Source organism: Algoriphagus hitonicola (assembly GCF_900113375.1).
GTDB classification, from domain to species: domain Bacteria; phylum Bacteroidota; class Bacteroidia; order Cytophagales; family Cyclobacteriaceae; genus Algoriphagus; species Algoriphagus hitonicola.
Map to the genome: position 1 here is coordinate 1 of NZ_FOPC01000003.1, position 17,371 is coordinate 17,371.

Sequence of the window (17,371 nt, forward strand, 5' to 3'; positions counted from 1 at the left end):
CTGCTGTTTGAGATTTGAAATTTCGAACTCCTATCGTAGGATTTTTAATCCGAATTAAAATAGATCGCGCCTTCAGCGCTCCTGCTGTCACCTGAACTATTTTACCCCTGTGAGTGAGACACTCACAGCGGCATAGGCTATGAACCCTCCAAAGGTTTATCGTATGGATTGCCTTATTATTTGAATGAAATTCTATTTTTTGGAAATAGGAGTCCCTTGGAGGGTTTTTTTGTTTTCCGAACCCTTGGAGGGTGTTTTGCTAGGCTGTTCGGGATCTGCCGTGGACGGATAGTCTACTCACAGCGCCGGAATTTTCTCGGGGAAAGTTGAGAGATTTTATTAATTAATAATCAAATCAAGCTTCTCCCACACCTCATCATGAAAAGTGATCGGAACCAAGGAGCCATCGGGCGCTTCTCCCATTCTAATCACCACCAGATTTTTACTGGGAACAAATTCTACAAATTGCCCATTTTTACCCATTCCGGCGACTAGGTCTTGGGGAGCATTTTCTGATAGCGAGGTGTTAAAGGAATTGGGAATGCTTGGAAAAATAATGGATTCTTTTCCATTCAGCCACCATAGGTACCCATAAGATGGGTTTAGTGTCTGTGAGGTATTCACCATTTGATTGTAATACTCCAGGTCTGAAAGAACCGCTGTCTCATCCCATTTTCCCTTATTCAGAAGTAAAAGTCCAAATCTCGCCATATCTCTCGCCGTGCTCCAATAGATGGTATTATAGTCTTGCGCTATCCATTGCCCGTTCATACCGATTTTCGATTCCACCTTTAGATCAGTGTATTCATTGTAGTCAGTGTCGGTTGCATTTTCTACGACCCTTCTCAGAAGGGAGTAGGGGGCATTGTGATAAAACCATTGCTGCCCGGCATCCAAACGATAAGTAAGGCAAGCCGGCAACGTGCAATCAAGTTGGGATACCTCATATTCCAATCCCGTGGTCATTGTAAGTTGATTTTTTACGGTAATCAATTGCTCCTTTTCGGGTGCCAAACTAGTCCAACCTTCACCTAAGTATACAGAACTGGGATCTTCAATGGAAAGCATCCCCTCCTCTTGGGCAATCCCAACCAAGGTGGCAGTTAAGGTTTTACCTGCCGAAGCCCAATACCACTGGGAGTTTTTGTTAAATGCAGCCGTTCCGAGTATGTTGTTTCCGAAATATTCTTCCACTACCAGCTTCCCGTCTTTAAGTATGATAAATGCCCGGGTATGGTTTGTTTCCAAATAATTCAATAGCTCATCCAATTTAGCCGCATCCCAACCTAATTCCATGGGAGAGATGCTTTCCCATTCGTCAGAATTCAGTGGTGGAAAATAGTTGCTGCTTTCTTGAGGAGGGATATCGATATTTTCATTGTCTCCGTTGGAACATGAGGTCAAAACCATCAATAAAGTCAAAGCGCTAATCAACGTTTTCATGCGGCTTCATATTTACTTCTTTGACATTTTTTAGTGGAAATGGTTTAAATTAAAAATGGTTTCCGGCTCCATAAGATCCTCGCTATCGGGAATAATCCGAAAAAAAGATAGCGCCTTGAGCGCAATTGGGTGCACGAAACCTTCAAGGGTTTATCGATGGAATTTCTACATAATTGTTTGAAAATCTATCTTTTGTAGATTATAAATCCTTTGGAGGGTTTTTGTCGATTGTGTGAATGCGGATATTCTCTGGGCTTGACAAGCTACTTAGAAGGCCCTGCGATAAACTCAATTCAACATCTAAAAAAAGCTCCCAAAAGTCAAAAGGGCACAAATTGATAACAACAAAAAGCTGATAATAAAGAGGGAAGGCCTCGGAGGTTTGATAAGAAAGTTGATTCCTAGGATTAGAAAAATAACTTGCCCCAACAGAAAAGGAATGGTCAACAGTTCGACGATAAACCCAATCGCAAATAAGTCAACTTGGAAATAATTGATCAACCAGAGAAGAAAAAAGTAAAAGACAATCATAAAATTGATTAGTGTCAATTTTTTGGAGCTGAGTATTTTAGCCATTTTGGCGGGATTTTTTTAGGAGGTGATACGTAGACCTAAATTCCAGAAAAATTACTTCTAAAACATTATGGTATTTCGTTTTATAATTCGATGTTGGGGATCCGTCGCGTACGGATAGTTTACTCACCACGGCGGAATTTATTCCAGAGTGGACATTATCTGGACGGGCCTTGAGATTTGTGGTTTTTGGAAGGATCGGTGAGCCGTCAAAAAAATACCCTAGCTCTGTGCTTGCCTCAGAGATCCGGGTATTTTTAGATGAGCTTTCCTGCCAAAAAATCTTTCGGTAGAAAGATAACAAAGCTCAAAGCCTTGGGTTTTTGGTCCTTTTGGGCTAAGCCAAAAGGACAAGAAAAAGAAATCCAAGCGGTATCAGCAGTAAAACCTCTGCTGTTCGAGATTTGAAATTTCGAACTCCTATCGTAGGATTTTTAATCCGAATTAAAATAGATAGCGCCTTCAGCGCTCCTGCTGTCACCTGAACTATTTTACCCCAAAATTGCATTTTGGGCTATTATCTGTTGCGCCTTCAGCGCAATCCGGTGCTCGAACCCTCCAAGGGTTTATCGTATGGATTGCCTTATTATTTGAATGAAATTCTATTTTTTGGAAATAGGAATCCCTTGGAGGGTTTTATTTGTTTTCCAAATCCCAAAGGATTGTTTTTTTAATGGATGTGAAAAATGGGGGAACCTTCTTTTCGATTCATAAGAACCCCTGGAGGGTATTTGGAAAGAAATTTACCTTACCGAAATCCCAACTTTTCCCGTACCCGATTCAGAATTTTCTCCCCTTCGATTTTCGCCTTTTCTTCACCCGCAGCCAACTTGGCTTCAATTTCGGCTGGATGAGTCATGTAAAAATCAAAAGCCTTTCGCTCCTCGGCATACTTCTCCAAAATCAACTCCATAAACTCCTTCTTGGCATGGCCGTAGCCATAATTCCCACCTAGGTATTTTTGGCGCAGTTCGGCTGTTTGACTTTCTGACGCAATCAAACTATAGAGTTTAAATACATTGCAGGTATCAGGATCCTTAGGCTCCTCAAGTGGCGTGCTATCGGTGATGATGCTATTGACATTTTTCTTGAGTTGTTTTTCGGGGAGAAAAATATCAATGTAGTTTCCATAAGACTTGCTCATCTTTTGGCCGTCGGTTCCCGGAATGGTCTTCACCGATTCCGAAATCCGAGCCTCAGGAATTGTCAAAATATCCTCTTCTACAATCCGGTTGAAAGCCGTTGCTATGTCTCTGGTCATTTCCAAGTGCTGCATCTGATCTTTACCCACCGGAACCAAATCCGCCGAATAAAGCAAGATATCCGCTGCCATCAGCACAGGATAGGTAAATAGCCCGGCATTGACATCGGACAGACGCTCGGATTTATCCTTGAAGCTATGCGCATTGGCCAGCATCGGAAAAGGAGCGAAGCAGTTTAAATACCAGGTTAATTCTGCGACTTCGGGTCGTCTGGACTGACGGTAGAAAACCGTTTTTTCGATATCCAAGCCAAAGGCCAGCCATGCCGCCGCAACCGCAAGCGTATTTTCTTTGCGGAGTTCTCCATTTTTAGAACTTGTCAGGGAATGAAAATCCGCAATAAAAATGAATGATTCTTCGGCGTTTTCTTTTGCCAGTTGGATCGCCGGAACGATCGCCCCGAGGATATTTCCCAAATGGGGTCTGCCGCTACTTTGTATGCCTGTGAGTACTCTTGCCATTGGTCCGATTTTGGCGCAAATTAAGTAAAACAGCCTATAATTCGTTTGGAATTATCCGTTATTTGCAGCCATGATGAAGAAAACAAAATCCCTTTTCACCTTTATTCTAAGCATTTTTATGCTTCAATTGAGTATTGCTCAGGAAGTTCCGGTTTCCAAAGTAGTTTGGGAAGTCAATCGGATCAATCTGGGAACGGTACTGGAGGAATATGGGCCTCAGGTCGCGACATTTCGATTTACCCATACCCAAGATTCACTTTTTCAAATTGAGCGGATTTGGACTGACTGTGGCTGTACGACGGTGGATTACACCAAGGACAATTTGCAGGTAGGACAGGAGGGTGAGGTCCACGTTTCCTTTAATCCGAGCACGACTGCGGGATACTTTTCCAAATTGGTCGTGGTCAAAGGGAATCTTCAGGATACACAGGACACTCTTTACATCGAAGGAGTTTCCATTCCAGCACCCCAAAATCCCGAAACGGATTATCCCGTGCGGAAAGGAGATTTAGGTTTTAGATTGGAGAAAGTCAATATGGGAGAAGTATTTACCCACGAACCTAAAATCAAAGAGGTAGAGTTTTTCAATTTTGGAGAAAAGAAAATCTATCAAGACAGCCTGAGTTTCTATGCGCCGGACTACATTGGCGTTCGATTAGTGCAGGATACCGTCCCGCAAAATTCCCGCGGATTGCTTCAGTTTTCCTACAACGGAGCTGAAAAAGGTGACTTGGGCTTTTTTGAGGAAGGCATTTCTTTATCCTTTGGGGATTCCCTTCCACAGCAGATCGCAGTGTTGGCCAATGTCTTTGAATATTATCCGCCATTTTCTAAAAACGAGTTGCGGGTCATTCCAAATTTAAGTATCGGAAATGCTGAAATTGATTTGAGAGAAATTTCCTCGGGTGATATTCAAAATGAATTGGTGACCTTGACCAACAAAGGACAAAAAACCTTGAAAATCAAAAAGATACAGGGCAATTGTGACTGTCTAAACTTAGAAATTCCCAAAACGGAGTTGGCACCGGGAGAAAGCATGGAGTTAGAAATTACCTTTGATCCTGCGGGCAGAAAAGGAATCGATCAGCGGAATATTTTTATTTTCAGCAATGATCCATTAAATCCCGTCCAGTCTATAGTAATCAAGTCCAGAATCAAGTAAATTAGGGCTAGCTAAAGCCCACAAAATGAAACCTAAACAGCTGTTTTTTTTAATGATTCTTCCACTTTTTCTGGGAATGAGTCTCAAGTTGGAGTTGGAAGAAAGTTTTTTTAGGATAAAACCCTATTTACAGCTCTATGGGGAAGGAAATATCCAAATCACTTGGTTTTCCGATCAAAATGCGGAAAGTCAACTTGTGGTAAAGAATGCAGAAGGGGCGGTGGTTTGGGAGTCAGCGGTGGATGGGGAAAATGTCCCAGAGATTTATTATACCTCTCAGGAAAAAGCGCAAAGCATTTCCGATTTGCCTCAGGGCTCTTGGCTTTTTTCCGATCAAACCTTTCGCTATCGAGTCGCTCTTCCCGATCTACCAGCTGGAAAAAATTACAGCTATGAAGTTACCTTGGGTTCAGAAAAGTTTAGCGCCGACTTTAAAACCAAACCCGATCAAGACTGGGAGAGTTTTCGATTTATCGCGCTTTCGGATAGCGAGACAGAACCCGCAGGAAGAGATCGACATCGTCCATGGGGACCGGGAAATCCACTTTTAAGGCCTTTTGGCCTGACTGTACCGGATTTGTGGAAAGAGAAATTCGGCTTTACCAGTCAAAGTGGAATCGAGGTACCGCATTATATGCTGACAGAAACCCAAGGCTATTCCGAAAATCTAAAGGTGATCAAATCCCGAAATCCTGATTTTATCGTAATGCCGGGAGACCTCACCCAAGGAGGCGGCTATCAACCGGCTTGGGACGAGTTTTTTAGGCATAATGCGGGAGAATTGGACGAAATACTGACCCGATTTCCCATTCTTCCTGCTTTGGGTAATTGGGAAAACTATGGAGGAATCAGCGGTGGTTATCAATACAATGAGCGAGGAGAGTTTGCCCCAAAAGTTGGTAGAACGCGCTTCCATACCTATTTTGAAACACCCGAGGAAGATCCTCTGAAAAAGCACAGGCAAAGCTACTATCGAGTCGATTATGGTCCGGTTACCATTCTGACTTTAGACTCGAGCAATGGCACGCCGGATCAGTCGGCAGATGATTTTTCCGAAGAGGAAAAAATATCGGGAAAAGAACTAACCGAACTGGGAACGGATACCCAGGAAAATTTTACCGCGGCAGAATATCAGTCCAATGGAGGGACGGATTTGTCGGGTTTTGCCCAAGGATCGGATCAATACATTTGGCTGGAAGCCAATCTGAAGGAAGCTTCGGAATCTGGTCAGTTGATTTTTGTTCAGTACCATCACATCGCATACAGCTCAGGCGAACATGGAGTTCCGCTGAATCATGAATTGAATATCGGACAGAGCGGGGTTCCGATGCGAATTCTTAACCAACTTTTGGAGGAGTATGGAGTGATTGCAGTCCTGAGTGGACATGATGAGCTTTTTGAGCGGAGTGTTGTTGATGAAAATGGAGACGGCAAGAGTATTTTATATTATGACGTGGGAGTCGCCGGAGATGGGATATTTGGTGTAAAAAGAGATTATCGATCCTCGCCATTTCCCAAGGTGGACTATAATTCATTTAAAGCTTGGACTGCTGACGAAAATTCAGAGGAAATCTGGAATACCGCTGGTACCAACCCCGTGATTACCGATGGGGGAAAGCATTATGGGCATTTGGAAATCAATGTGACCAAGGTAAAAGATGGAGATAAAACCTTTGCGAGAATAGATTTTACTCCTGTTTATATTTTTCCCGTGATGAATGATTCGTATGAGCTCCAATCGGTCGAACGAAGAGTGTATAATGATGAATTCAGCGTCATGGTTGAACTGGAAGTGCAGGAAAGCACAATTGAGCCTTTGTTTAAATCCGCAATTAGAGTCGAATTGGATGAAAATGGAAGGGCCGAGACCAGTCTTCAGGACTACTTAGAAAATGAAGTTCAGGAAGAATGGGAAGTGGTTTATTCCCGTTCTGAAATCTACACCTGTACAGATCTCTCAGGCACAGAAAATGAGCTGAAGATCACGGACTCCAAAGGAAATACCTGGACCAAAGTGGTGCTGGTGGAAGTGGTGGATACTATTCCGCCGGATTTTGAAGCTACCAATGCCAATCTTCCATTTGATAAAACGATCGGTAAGGTGACCTTGTCCCCTGATGATTTTTATATCCGAACGGAATATATCTACGAAAACTGCTTAAATACTTATCCGGTAAGCATCGATTTAAGTAAAACAGAAATCACTTGTGCTGATTTGAATCCCGATGGGAGCTACGATCCGATTACGGTAGATATTACGCTTACCGATCATTCGGGAAACTCAACAACTAAAACCAGAACGGTTGATTTGAATGTTTTTGAGTCCAAAAAAGTCTCGCTTACTGCGCTAAATGAATTGTATGAAGGAGGAGAAGTAGAACTCAAGCTAGGAGAGGAACTCGACTATGATGTCTTGTCTTGGTATCGGTATGATCAATTGATTGAAGGAGAAAAAGGAAATTCCCTGATCGTGAAAGAAATAGGGCTTTATGTTGCCGAGATCCAGTTGAGTAATGGTTGTCAGGTAAAATCTGAAGTCTTGAATTTGGAGCAAAGTGAATTTGATTTTCCTGAGCTGAAAGCTGAGTTTTTACTGGAATTGGGAGAGAATGGTAAGGCAGATTTGGGCCCTGAGTCGATTTTTAAAACCTGGCCGTTGGAAAATTCCAATTGGACCGTTTCCCTAAGCCAAAGTCTATTTGACTGTACAGATTTGGGAGAAAAGCAACTAGAGGTAACTATCCAAGATGAAAATTCGAATACCTGGACCAGAAACTTTGATTTGGTGATTGCAGATAAGCTTGCTCCCAAGTTGGTGGTGAAAAATCTGGAAGTCGAATTGGATGTAAGTATCGGAAAGGTTGAGCTAACGAAGGAGTTATTGATTCAGGAGTTTTCGGATAATTGTGGGCAGGTGGCATTCGGGATTAGTCAAACTGAAGTGACCTGTGAAGATATCGGTAAAGAAGTGGAAATTCGGGTGGTGGCCGAAGATTTTTCAGGCAATCGAACCGAAAAGATAGCCGTGGTTACGGTGAAGCGTTTCGAATCAGATCCGATCCAAATTCAGGGGGAATCGATTATTTGTGAAGGGGAAAGCGCAAGACTTGAAGTCAGTTCCGAAAAGCCATTTGAGGTAGTCCAATGGCGAAGAAATGGGCAAAAAATAGAAGGACAAACCGGTAAGGTTTTGGAAACCGGAGAACCCGGAGTTTACCAGGCATTGATTCGCTATGAAGGCGCTTGTCTTACTGAAACCAATGATTTTGAAGTCGAGTTTGCCAAATTTCCCGAAGGAGAAATTGTCCAAGACGGATCAAAATTAGTGGCGCCTGAAGGGGCAAAAAGTTATCAATGGTATCGAAATGGGGAATTGATGGAAGGAGAAACTTCCCAATTGTTGGAGTTGAACAAAATGGGTAGCTATGAAGTGGAATTGGAAAATGAAGCAGGTTGCAAGAAAAGGTTAAGTGCCATTGAAGTGACTATTTCAGGGTTACTATCCAAGCTCGATGTGATCGAGTTGATTCTATATCCCAATCCGGCAAGCCATCGGATTCAGGTGAAGCTTCCAGTCGATTTTGGGGTAGAAATCGTACAATTTGAGGTGTTTTCGATGGATGGAAAACGCGTGACTGAGAGCATTTTTTCAAGAAAGGTTAATGATAATGAATTAGAGCTTGAGGTAGAAAAATTGAGTTCGGGTGTTTACCTCGTTTGGGTTATGGATGTTGAGGGGAGATCGTATTTGGGCAGGTTTAGTAAGGTGGAGTGATATATTTTTTATTTGAGGGTATAAGATCGTGCCTTTGGCACTCTTGGTGGATCCAAATTAATTAATCCCAGAATTTTATTCTGGACTGATATATTTCGTACCCTTGGCACTATGATCTTTCTTAATTTTTAAGTAGGTTTTTTTTCTGGTCTTATATTGTTAATGCCTTAGGTACCGAATGTATCTCCTTTAGGCTTAATGCAGGGAATTTTATAGACGTAGACTATTGTTGAAAAGCGCTGAAAGCGCGCCCCATACCAGCCCTAAATGGAATTTAGGGTTAATAAGAAAAACACACAATCCCGAGCGTTTAAGGCTCGATCTTCAATCCCAAAGATATTCTTCATCATATTCAATTTTATATTTCTTCAAAAATGTTCGGTATTCTGTTTGAAAATCAAATTTCTTATGGTGCTCAGATTGATTCTGAATATATTTTTTCACTGACTCTAATCGAGATTGACTTACAGAAAATACACCATAGCCTTTTTGCCAAGTAAAATTTGGAATTCCAAATTCTTTAATTTTTGCGGAGCTAGAAATTTTTATTTTTTGGATCAATTCAGAAATTGATAAGACCCTGGGTAGAGTACAAAGCCAATGGACATGATTTGGCATGATATAAATTTCTTCTGTATAAGAACCTAAATTTGAGCTTACTTTTACAAAATAGGCTTCGGCGTTAGATCTGGTTTCTTCAGGAATGAGATTCACCCTATTTTTGGTCGAAAAAACAATATGGAGGTAGACTTTTGACAACGATTGAGGCATGATTTAAGAGGATTAAAAGGTTAGAAAATATCTCTAATCAACTTTAATGTACAATTTCTAATTAAAAAAAATCAATTATGCAGGTATAAGATCGTGCCTTTGGCACTCTTGGTGGATTCTAATTAATTGATCCCAGAATTTTACTCTGGGCTATTATGGTTCGTGCCTTCGGCACTTTAAATTTTATTGATAATTACCTGATTTTTTCTAGATGGCTATAGATGATGCCTTTGGCACTCTTGGTGGACCCTAATTTATTGGTCCTAGAATTTTATTCTGGTTCGTGCCTTCTGCACTATGATCTATCTTACTATTTAAGCAATTCTTTATCTGGAATTGTATTGTTAATGTCTTAGGTACCGAATTTATCTCATTTAGGCTTAATGCAGGGAATTTTATAGACGTGGACAATTGTTGAAAAGCGCTGAAAGCGCGCCCTATACCAGCCCTAAATGGAATTTAGGGTTAATTAGAAAAACACACAATCCCGAGGGCTGAAGGCGCGATCCATGCTATAAAAAATGCCCAGATGACGTTTCTAAGCATTTTTTTAAGCTTTATATTTATGAATATCTCTACTTAAACGCCGGTATCCCTGTAATCTCATTGCCCAGAATCAATAAATGGATATCGTGCGTTCCCTCATAGGTGATCACGGATTCCAGATTCATCATGTGTCGCATCATGGGGTATTCGCCGGTGATGCCCATTCCGCCGTGAATTTGTCTCGCTTCCCGGGCAATGTGGAGCGCCATCTCCACATTATTTCGCTTGGCCATGGATATATGCACTGTCTTGGCCTTTCCCTCATTCATCATCTTGCCGACTTTCCAAGCTAAAAGCTGGGCTTTGGTGATTTCGGTCAGCATCTCCGCCAGTTTCTTTTGTGTCAACTGAAACGCTCCGATCGGCTTGTCAAACTGAATGCGCTCTGCTGCATATCTTCGGGCAGAATCATAGCAATCCATAGCTGCTCCGATTGCTCCCCAAGCAATCCCAAAACGTGCCGAATCCAAACACATCATCGGTGCACCGAGTCCTGATTTACCAGGCAAGAGATTTTCCTTTGGAACCTTCACATTGTCAAAAACCAATTCTCCGGTACAAGAAGCACGAAGGGACCATTTATTATGCGTTTCTGGAGTCGAAAACCCTTCCATTCCTCGCTCCACAATCAACCCGTGTATCCGTCCTTCCTCATTTTTTGCCCAGACTACGGCTATGTCAGCCTTAGGTGAATTGGAAATCCACATTTTGGCACCATTCAACAAATAATGATCGCCCATGTCCTTAAAATTGGTTGTCATCCCGCTGGGATTGGAACCGTGATCGGGCTCAGTCAGCCCAAAGCAGCCCAGCATTTCGCCGGAAGCCAATTTGGGCAGGTATTTTTTGCGTTGCTCTTCAGAGCCAAACTTATAGATCGGATACATCACCAATGATCCCTGAACTGATGCAGTGGATCGCATCCCGGAATCTCCCCGCTCGATCTCCTGCATAATCAATCCATAAGCGATGTAGTCCAATCCCCCACCGCCATATTCTTCCGGGATTTGTGGACCAAAGGCTCCGACATCTCCGAATTTTTTGACGATCTCCTCAGGAAAATGAGCACGCTGTGCCCAGTCTTCGATATAAGGAGAAATTTCTTGCTTGACAAAGTCCCGCATCGAAGCTCGAATCAATTGATGCTCTTCCGTCAGCAGATCATCGAGATCTAAAAAATCCACCCCTTCAAATTGGTCCTTCTTTTGTGATTTTTGGATTCCCTCGGTCACCATAGTTTATTTGGTTTATTGAATTCTATCAGACAATTTTGCCGGGAAGATAAGTCCCAGCTTTGACCCGAAATAAATAGATCGGTACTTAAAAAACTATCTTTTTTCCTAAAAGTTGCCTCATGCACGAAAACCAGTTTGATCCACAGATTTTAGACAAAATCCATTTGCTTCAGGAGAAATTTAAAGCCTCAGGCCAGGACATGCTTTCCTACTTGGAAGGCTTGCTCTATGCGGATTATTTGACCTATTGGGAATACATCAACCTGGATGTACTTTTGGCTCTACAGCAGCCTAAAACGAGCTTTAAAGACGAGAAGATTTTTATTATTTATCATCAGATTACCGAACTCTATTTCAAGCTGATTATTTCCGAAATGGAGCAAATCGCTGATGAAAAGCCACTTTCGCAGGACTTTTTCAAAAACCGGCTTGAACGAATTCTGATGTACTTGGATCATTTGATTTCATCTTTTGCCATGATGTGGAAAGGGATGGAACGGGAGCAATTTTTGAAATTTAGAATGTCGCTGCTTCCTTCTTCAGGTTTTCAAAGTGCCCAATACCGGGAAATCGAATTGATGGCAACAGATGCATTTCATTTGATCGAATTTAAGAGCCGGGCTGATTTTGACTACCATTCTCCAACTGATGATATTTTTGAGCATTTGTATTGGCAGCAAGGAGCAATCGAACTAGCTACTGGAGAAAAGACGCTGACGCTGAAAAATTTTGAGCTGAAATATGGGAAAAAGCTCAAAGATTTGATCGAAAACTACCGTAGGAAAAATCTCTGGCAGCGCTATATGGAATTAGAGAAGCCGGAAACCGAATTGACCGAATTGATGAAACAGCTGGACTTGAAAGCCAATGTGTTTTGGCCTTTGGCCCATTACAAATCGGCTGTTCGCTACCTGCAGCGTGACCCGGTGGATATTGCCGCTACCGGTGGCACCAACTGGCAGAAATACCTTCCACCGCGTTTTCAGAAAGTGATCTTTTTTCCCGAACTCTGGACCGAAAAAGAAAAGGAAGAGTGGGGGAAAGGCTGGGTAGTGAAGGAGATTTTCGGGGAAGATTAGATTTCTAATATTAGTTTTGTTAACATCTAGAAAATGATTATTTCATTTTGTTGAGGTTTTTATTTTTAGAAATATTGGGTTTTTCGATCTATTCATTGGTTTTACTTGATGAATTTTGTTCCAAAACAGAAAGACATTGGAAGGGAAAACATGGAAAGTTGATTGCAGCATAGTATTTAATTTTTTTCGAAAATGCGTAATATGCAATTCCGGAATTAGGGGATAAGGCACTAAATCAAGGAAATAGTTTCTGATTTTTTTAAAAAAAATTGGACTTTTTTTAGTAACTATACTCTAAATAATTTTTTTCGAAAAAAAATTCCGAATTTTGTTTGTTTGTTTGTTTGTTTGTTTGTTTGTATGATTGTAGTGTTAGTTTAAATTTTCATCTTACAAAACAACTATTTATAATAGGAAAGTTAAATTTAATTTCAGGTATTGCAGTTGTGCTAATGTTTGTATCTGTATCGTTTTTGGCTATACCGAAGTCCAGTCAAGCTCGCGTTGGTGACAAACAGTGGATTAGTACGACCTGTCAAGTTGATGGTGGTGGCTCATGGGAATGTAATGATTGTACATTTGGTGAAAACACCTGTAATGACAATACTTGTTTGGAATGCAAGAACCCAAGTATTGGTGACTAGCTGTTGAATAAATTGGAAAATTGCTCAAGTCCATGATCAATATGGGCTTGAGCTTTAACTCTTGAAATTATGTCAAAAATAATTTTTTTTCTTTTAGTGTTATTTTCTGTCATATCATGTACTCAAAAAAGTGACAAGGAGTATATTGAAAATCCAACAATTATTGATTTTAATAATGTAGAGCAAGTTGATCGATTGATCTCAATTAGGGAATTATTTAAGAATGTTGAATACTTGAAATTAAATACTCCTGATACTATTCAAATAACTATTGCCAAGAAAGTTTTGGAGATAAATGATAAAATTTTGATCCTTGATAAGAAGAAGAAATTGGTATTTGCTTTTGATCAAGGAGGAAATTACTTGGGAATGGTTGGAAACAAAGGTCAAGGTCCTGGGGAGTTCCTTGAGGTTACAGATGTAGCTGTAAATAATGATTTAATATTTATCTACTCTAGGGGTGATTTTAAGGTTTTTGTTTTTGATGATGATTTAAATTTCAAAAAGGATTTTAAGACAAAAAAATGGGGGACTCAGATTAGTTTGTTATCATCGGGTAATTTAGCATTATATTCCTTTCTCATCGAAGGTGATGATGAATTTAATATCGATATTTATAATACTGATGGTCGCCTAGTTGGAAAAAGGATGTATGTGGATAGAAGCGGACAATATCAGGCTATGGACTATTCGGGTTTCATAATTAATGATTATTTTTCTTATCCCTTATCATCTAAAATTTATAAATTATCTGAAGATATCTCAATGGATTCTTCTATTTTTAATGTTTATTTTCCTAATCAATTTCCTGAGGAAGACTTTACTAACTATGGTCAATATAATATAAACTATGATAATAAAACCAATGATAAAATTTTGACAAATTTTCAAGTGGGCCCAAATCAGGAATTTATGTGTTATTATGGCTTTCGAGAGGGTCAATTAAATGGATATACTTTTGGTGTGAAATTATCTAGTGGTCAAACATTTGGTCATTTAAACCTAATACATGCTTCATTAGATAAGGAAGAAATGGATGTTTATGTAAAAATGTTTTTTATAGGCCCTTATAATATTCCTAGTTATTCAAAAATGAGTAAAAGCTATTGGGTGGCCTCAAACATTGAGTCAATAGCATATTACTATAAAGACATTAAACAGTCTTTACCTAGTTTGCGAGATTCCGATCCAAAATTGTACAGTGTGCTTTCTGGAACTGATCAAGAGGAGACGATTCTAATGAGATTTCAATTAAAAGAACGGTTATGAAAAAGTATTATAGTTATTTATTTTTTGCCTTATCTGTTTTATTGCTTTCTTATGCTATCTATCATCGTTTTTTTAAAGATGACATTTATGATCCACTTGAGGGTGTCGAGCTTACAACAGTTTCTATTTCTAAACGAAATATTAACCTTGGAGAGGTTGGGAAAAGAGAGGAGGCTAGAGGAGAATTTTTTGTAAAAAACACCGGGAGCAATGATTTGATTATCACAAATGTTGAAGTTTCCTGTACCTGTAGTTCAGCAGCTTTACTTGATAATAAGATTTCTCCAAATGATTCAATTTCAATCAAAGTCAATTACAATAAAAAACTACCAAGTTACTTTTATTCAGATGTTTTAGTACATGGTAATTTTCCAGGATCACCTGAGATCTTAAGTTTTGAGGGAATCTACAATGGAAATGATCTTGAAAGTCCAGATTAACATTTATTAGTTTATTCAGGATAATTCTCCAAGACAAACCGCTCTGCATTCCCAAAACAAAAATCATCCACGGCAGTGACGACATCTTCCCGGGATTGGAGATGGGCTAGATGCGCTTTGCTTCCTGATTTTCGTGCTTGATCGATACTAAAAACTAAATTATTGGCCATCAATTCAAACTCCAGCGCACTGGGATAAGGATCCACGGGATCGATGAGCCCCTCGAAGTCTGTCCCGATCGTGAGGCATTTCCACACTTGTTCTTTTTCTTCCTCACTGAGATTGGGACTCGAATAGGCACTCTGGATAATGGCTTCCAGATTTTCCCAAATAAGCTGAATCCCGTTTCGATTTGGGTTTTCTTTCAAGTCTTTTTTAGTGATTCCCAATATCCGCTGATCAAAGGAAAGACCGAAAAGCCCTTTGGTCTTGACGATCATTTCGATGTCTTCATCGCACATATTGATGTTCCAAGCATTGAATTTCCCGCTTGGATCGGTGTAATCATCTTTTTCCTTATCCTCCAGTCCGATATGCTTGTCCAGCGTGGAAATCCCCGAATAGGCACAGTGTGAGGCGATCACTGGGATTCTATCCCCTTTTTGAAGGCATTTATTAACCAAGCTGTAGAACTCCTTTCGGGAGCGGGCGCTCATGTGCTTAACGTCAATCAGAATTCGATAGCCTAAATTTGAATCTCGTTCAAAATTGGAATCAATACTCAGGAGCTCTTTGATTACCCGCCTTCCGTCGTTGTTGAAACCCCCATTCATTCGCTTTCGCTGGTTCAATAACAATTTTCCCGTGTCAGGGATAGAATGAGCATGACCGCAAAGATGATTATCAAAATGATGGGCAAACGTGATGAAGAAAACGGGAAATTTCCAGACATTCTTGATAAAATGAATCCGATCGGAGATTTCTTCGATGGATCCTACCCGGTCCGTACCCAAAGCATGAGCACCTTCGATGGTCAAAATCATGGTGATCTCCTGATCATCAGATAGCGAGGCTTCCAATTCACTTTTATTAGCGGGAATTTTGTAAGATGCTTTTTTAGCAATGTAAGACTTGGGAAACTGCTGCATTCTTCGCATTTCAGCTTTTTTCCGGCCGATAAATTTCCCTGGAATATGAATTTCATTCTTGTGGATTACTTTTCCGGAGTCCATGCTCACAAACTCCAATTCCCGGTTTAGCGATTCCCAATAATCATATTCTGGAGATTGAAAAAAATCAACTGCTGTATCCGGAATCCGCATATAAGCCACCTGGATAAAATCCCGTAAAGGAAGCTTATGTGATGTAGCGAAGGCAATCAAAAACTTATACCATTTATCCTCTCCGAATTGGGGCTTCATCCCTTTGACAAATTCCCGTTCAAGTGGGTAGAGGGAATTAAAGGTCAGTCTCAAATTCGAATTCCAGCATTTGACCAAGTCCATCTGGGAGTAGGAGGCCCCCATTTTTCCGGCTTGGTAATTTCGCCGGTTGGAAGCGATCACCGTCCAAGGGCTGAATTTATCACTGCGCCGAAATTTCCGCTCTTTTTCCTGCATTTGAAAATGCGCCCGCATGTGATTGTGACAGTGTAAATCTGAAAATTTTCTCCGCATGGCTTATGAACTAAAAATGGAACCCTCACCTTTGATCACATGAATGATATCCTCAACGACTGAGGGGGAATTGGTATAATACCAATGGTGAACGGTGTCGTGGAGCAATCCTTTGTCATCTTGGATGGGTGTGACATCGCATTGGTAAATATCATCGGGAAGATTGATGGAGTTTTTGGCTCCCCATCTTCCGAGTCGGTTGAAGGCATTTTTGGTCAGCTCAGAAATGCCCAAGGCCTGATCTTTGTTGTGATAGTACACATGCACCCGCTCCCCAAAATCAATCAAGCGGTAGAGGGGATGGGGTTGCTCCAGCGCGTAATAATCGATATCTGCTCCCACTAGGATTATTTCTGCGAAAAGGGAATTGATTTCCATTCCGATATCCACGACACCTCTTACCATATTTTCCAAAACTCGATTCCCCATGCTATGGCATATCAAATGGATTTTTTGTTGGCACAGGGGTTTTCGCTCTTCCACAAATTTCTTCTTGAAAAACTCACGAAGAGAAGCCATCGACCGGGCCAAAGCAAATCCGGATTGAGTGGCATCGTAGGCATCTGATCGGTATTTGAGGAGTTTTTTCTTAGCCGGCCAGGTGAATATTACCAAATGCTTGATAGGGGAATCATCGGGCTCCACATATCTTCGGTGTAACTCCGCAAGGGTCTGCATGGCTGTCTCCAAGTCCGATTTAAATCCATGAACAAAGACCAAAATATCTTCTTGGTAAATCAAACCCTTTGATTTTTTACTCGCTTTTACCCCGGCTTCGTAGAGTTCATTGAATACCTGTGAAGAAGGAAACACAGATTTGTTTACATCCTTGTCATCTGCATATTTTGCCAACAAATCTTCCCTGACTTCGGGAAGGATTTTGATATCAAAATCCCCGAGTTTTTTGGCTTTGTCGGGATCAAAACTGACGGTTCCATAGCGTAAATTGTGTCGGGCTTCTTCATCTCCGTCTTTACGCATATATTCTTTATCGTTGACGGAGATATAATTTTTGCTTTTTCGAGAGGTGACTTCCCGGTTGGTAATGATGTAATGTGTGACCATAAAACGATTGATTAAAAGAACTATTCACGA

The 17,371-nt window shown here is 40.8% G+C and carries 11 protein-coding genes; 5 read left to right on the forward strand and 6 right to left on the reverse strand.

Translation table 11 applies throughout. From position 1 onward, the window contains the following. Positions 1-339 precede the first annotated feature (339 nt). Both BM043_RS04820 and trpS read right to left on the reverse strand, forming a co-directional pair. Positions 340-1,443, reverse strand: coding sequence for a serine hydrolase domain-containing protein (locus tag BM043_RS04820; RefSeq protein ID WP_092789388.1), 1,104 nt, complete (start codon positions 1,441-1,443; stop codon positions 340-342). Positions 1,444-2,764: 1,321 nt separating this feature from the next. After that, positions 2,765-3,739, reverse strand: coding sequence for a tryptophan--tRNA ligase (gene trpS, locus BM043_RS04830; protein ID WP_092789393.1), 975 nt, complete (start codon positions 3,737-3,739; stop codon positions 2,765-2,767). Positions 3,740-3,809: 70 nt separating this feature from the next. Here trpS and BM043_RS04835 point away from each other — a divergent pair, with 70 nt between their 5' ends. Together BM043_RS04835 and BM043_RS04840 are read left to right on the forward strand one after the other, a co-directional pair. Further along, positions 3,810-4,901 (forward strand): DUF1573 domain-containing protein, encoded by a 1,092-nt coding sequence (locus BM043_RS04835; protein WP_092789395.1) that lies wholly within the window; start codon positions 3,810-3,812, stop codon positions 4,899-4,901. A 25-nt stretch (positions 4,902-4,926) separates the two neighbouring features. Continuing rightward, entirely contained in the window at positions 4,927-8,676 is a 3,750-nt protein-coding gene (locus tag BM043_RS04840) for a T9SS type A sorting domain-containing protein (RefSeq protein ID WP_092789397.1), read from the forward strand. A gap of 324 nt (positions 8,677-9,000) precedes the next feature. Here the strand turns inward: BM043_RS04840 and tnpA are convergent, their stop codons facing one another. Both tnpA and BM043_RS04850 read right to left on the reverse strand, forming a co-directional pair. Next, positions 9,001-9,435 (reverse strand): IS200/IS605 family transposase, encoded by a 435-nt coding sequence (gene tnpA / locus BM043_RS04845; RefSeq protein WP_218144126.1) that lies wholly within the window; start codon positions 9,433-9,435, stop codon positions 9,001-9,003. A gap of 587 nt (positions 9,436-10,022) precedes the next feature. Beyond that, complete coding sequence (locus tag BM043_RS04850) at positions 10,023-11,228, reverse strand: acyl-CoA dehydrogenase family protein (protein ID WP_092789401.1); 1,206 nt, start codon at positions 11,226-11,228, stop codon at positions 10,023-10,025. Between the two features lie 119 nt (positions 11,229-11,347). Here BM043_RS04850 and BM043_RS04855 point away from each other — a divergent pair, with 119 nt between their 5' ends. From BM043_RS04855 to BM043_RS04865, 3 genes are all read left to right on the forward strand, one after another. Then, positions 11,348-12,307: a tryptophan 2,3-dioxygenase family protein gene (locus BM043_RS04855; RefSeq protein ID WP_092789403.1), complete on the forward strand. Its 960-nt coding sequence runs from the start codon at positions 11,348-11,350 to the stop codon at positions 12,305-12,307. 713 nt (positions 12,308-13,020) lie between these two features. Beyond that, positions 13,021-14,220 (forward strand): 6-bladed beta-propeller, encoded by a 1,200-nt coding sequence (locus tag BM043_RS04860; protein ID WP_092789405.1) that lies wholly within the window; start codon positions 13,021-13,023, stop codon positions 14,218-14,220. Then, on the forward strand, positions 14,217-14,660 hold the full coding sequence (locus BM043_RS04865; RefSeq protein ID WP_092789407.1) for a DUF1573 domain-containing protein: 444 nt from the start codon (positions 14,217-14,219) through the stop codon (positions 14,658-14,660). The genes BM043_RS04860 and BM043_RS04865 overlap by 4 nt, the downstream gene beginning before the upstream one ends. 11 nt (positions 14,661-14,671) lie before the next feature. Here BM043_RS04865 and BM043_RS04870 read toward each other — a convergent pair whose 3' ends face one another. Together BM043_RS04870 and BM043_RS04875 are read right to left on the reverse strand one after the other, a co-directional pair. After that, positions 14,672-16,276 (reverse strand): amidohydrolase family protein, encoded by a 1,605-nt coding sequence (locus BM043_RS04870; protein WP_143189474.1) that lies wholly within the window; start codon positions 16,274-16,276, stop codon positions 14,672-14,674. Positions 16,277-16,279: 3 nt separating this feature from the next. Then, on the reverse strand, positions 16,280-17,341 hold the full coding sequence (locus BM043_RS04875) for an alpha/beta hydrolase (protein ID WP_092789411.1): 1,062 nt from the start codon (positions 17,339-17,341) through the stop codon (positions 16,280-16,282). Between the last annotated feature and the right edge of the window lie 30 nt (positions 17,342-17,371).

Excerpts from the sequence above, each read along its gene's own strand:
- BM043_RS04870 (WP_143189474.1), bottom strand. The coding sequence starts at position 16,276 with ATGCGGAGAAAATTTTCAGATTTACACTGTCACAATCACATGCGGGCG.
- BM043_RS04835 (WP_092789395.1), top strand. The coding sequence starts at position 3,810 with ATGATGAAGAAAACAAAATCCCTTTTCACCTTTATTCTAAGCATTTTT.
- BM043_RS04840 (WP_092789397.1), top strand. The coding sequence starts at position 4,927 with ATGAAACCTAAACAGCTGTTTTTTTTAATGATTCTTCCACTTTTTCTG.
- BM043_RS04855 (WP_092789403.1), top strand. The coding sequence starts at position 11,348 with ATGCACGAAAACCAGTTTGATCCACAGATTTTAGACAAAATCCATTTG.
- BM043_RS04820 (WP_092789388.1), bottom strand. The coding sequence starts at position 1,443 with ATGAAAACGTTGATTAGCGCTTTGACTTTATTGATGGTTTTGACCTCA.
- BM043_RS04860 (WP_092789405.1), top strand. The coding sequence starts at position 13,021 with ATGTCAAAAATAATTTTTTTTCTTTTAGTGTTATTTTCTGTCATATCA.
- BM043_RS04865 (WP_092789407.1), top strand. The coding sequence starts at position 14,217 with ATGAAAAAGTATTATAGTTATTTATTTTTTGCCTTATCTGTTTTATTG.
- trpS (WP_092789393.1), bottom strand. The coding sequence starts at position 3,739 with ATGGCAAGAGTACTCACAGGCATACAAAGTAGCGGCAGACCCCATTTG.
- BM043_RS04850 (WP_092789401.1), bottom strand. The coding sequence starts at position 11,228 with ATGGTGACCGAGGGAATCCAAAAATCACAAAAGAAGGACCAATTTGAA.
- BM043_RS04875 (WP_092789411.1), bottom strand. The coding sequence starts at position 17,341 with ATGGTCACACATTACATCATTACCAACCGGGAAGTCACCTCTCGAAAA.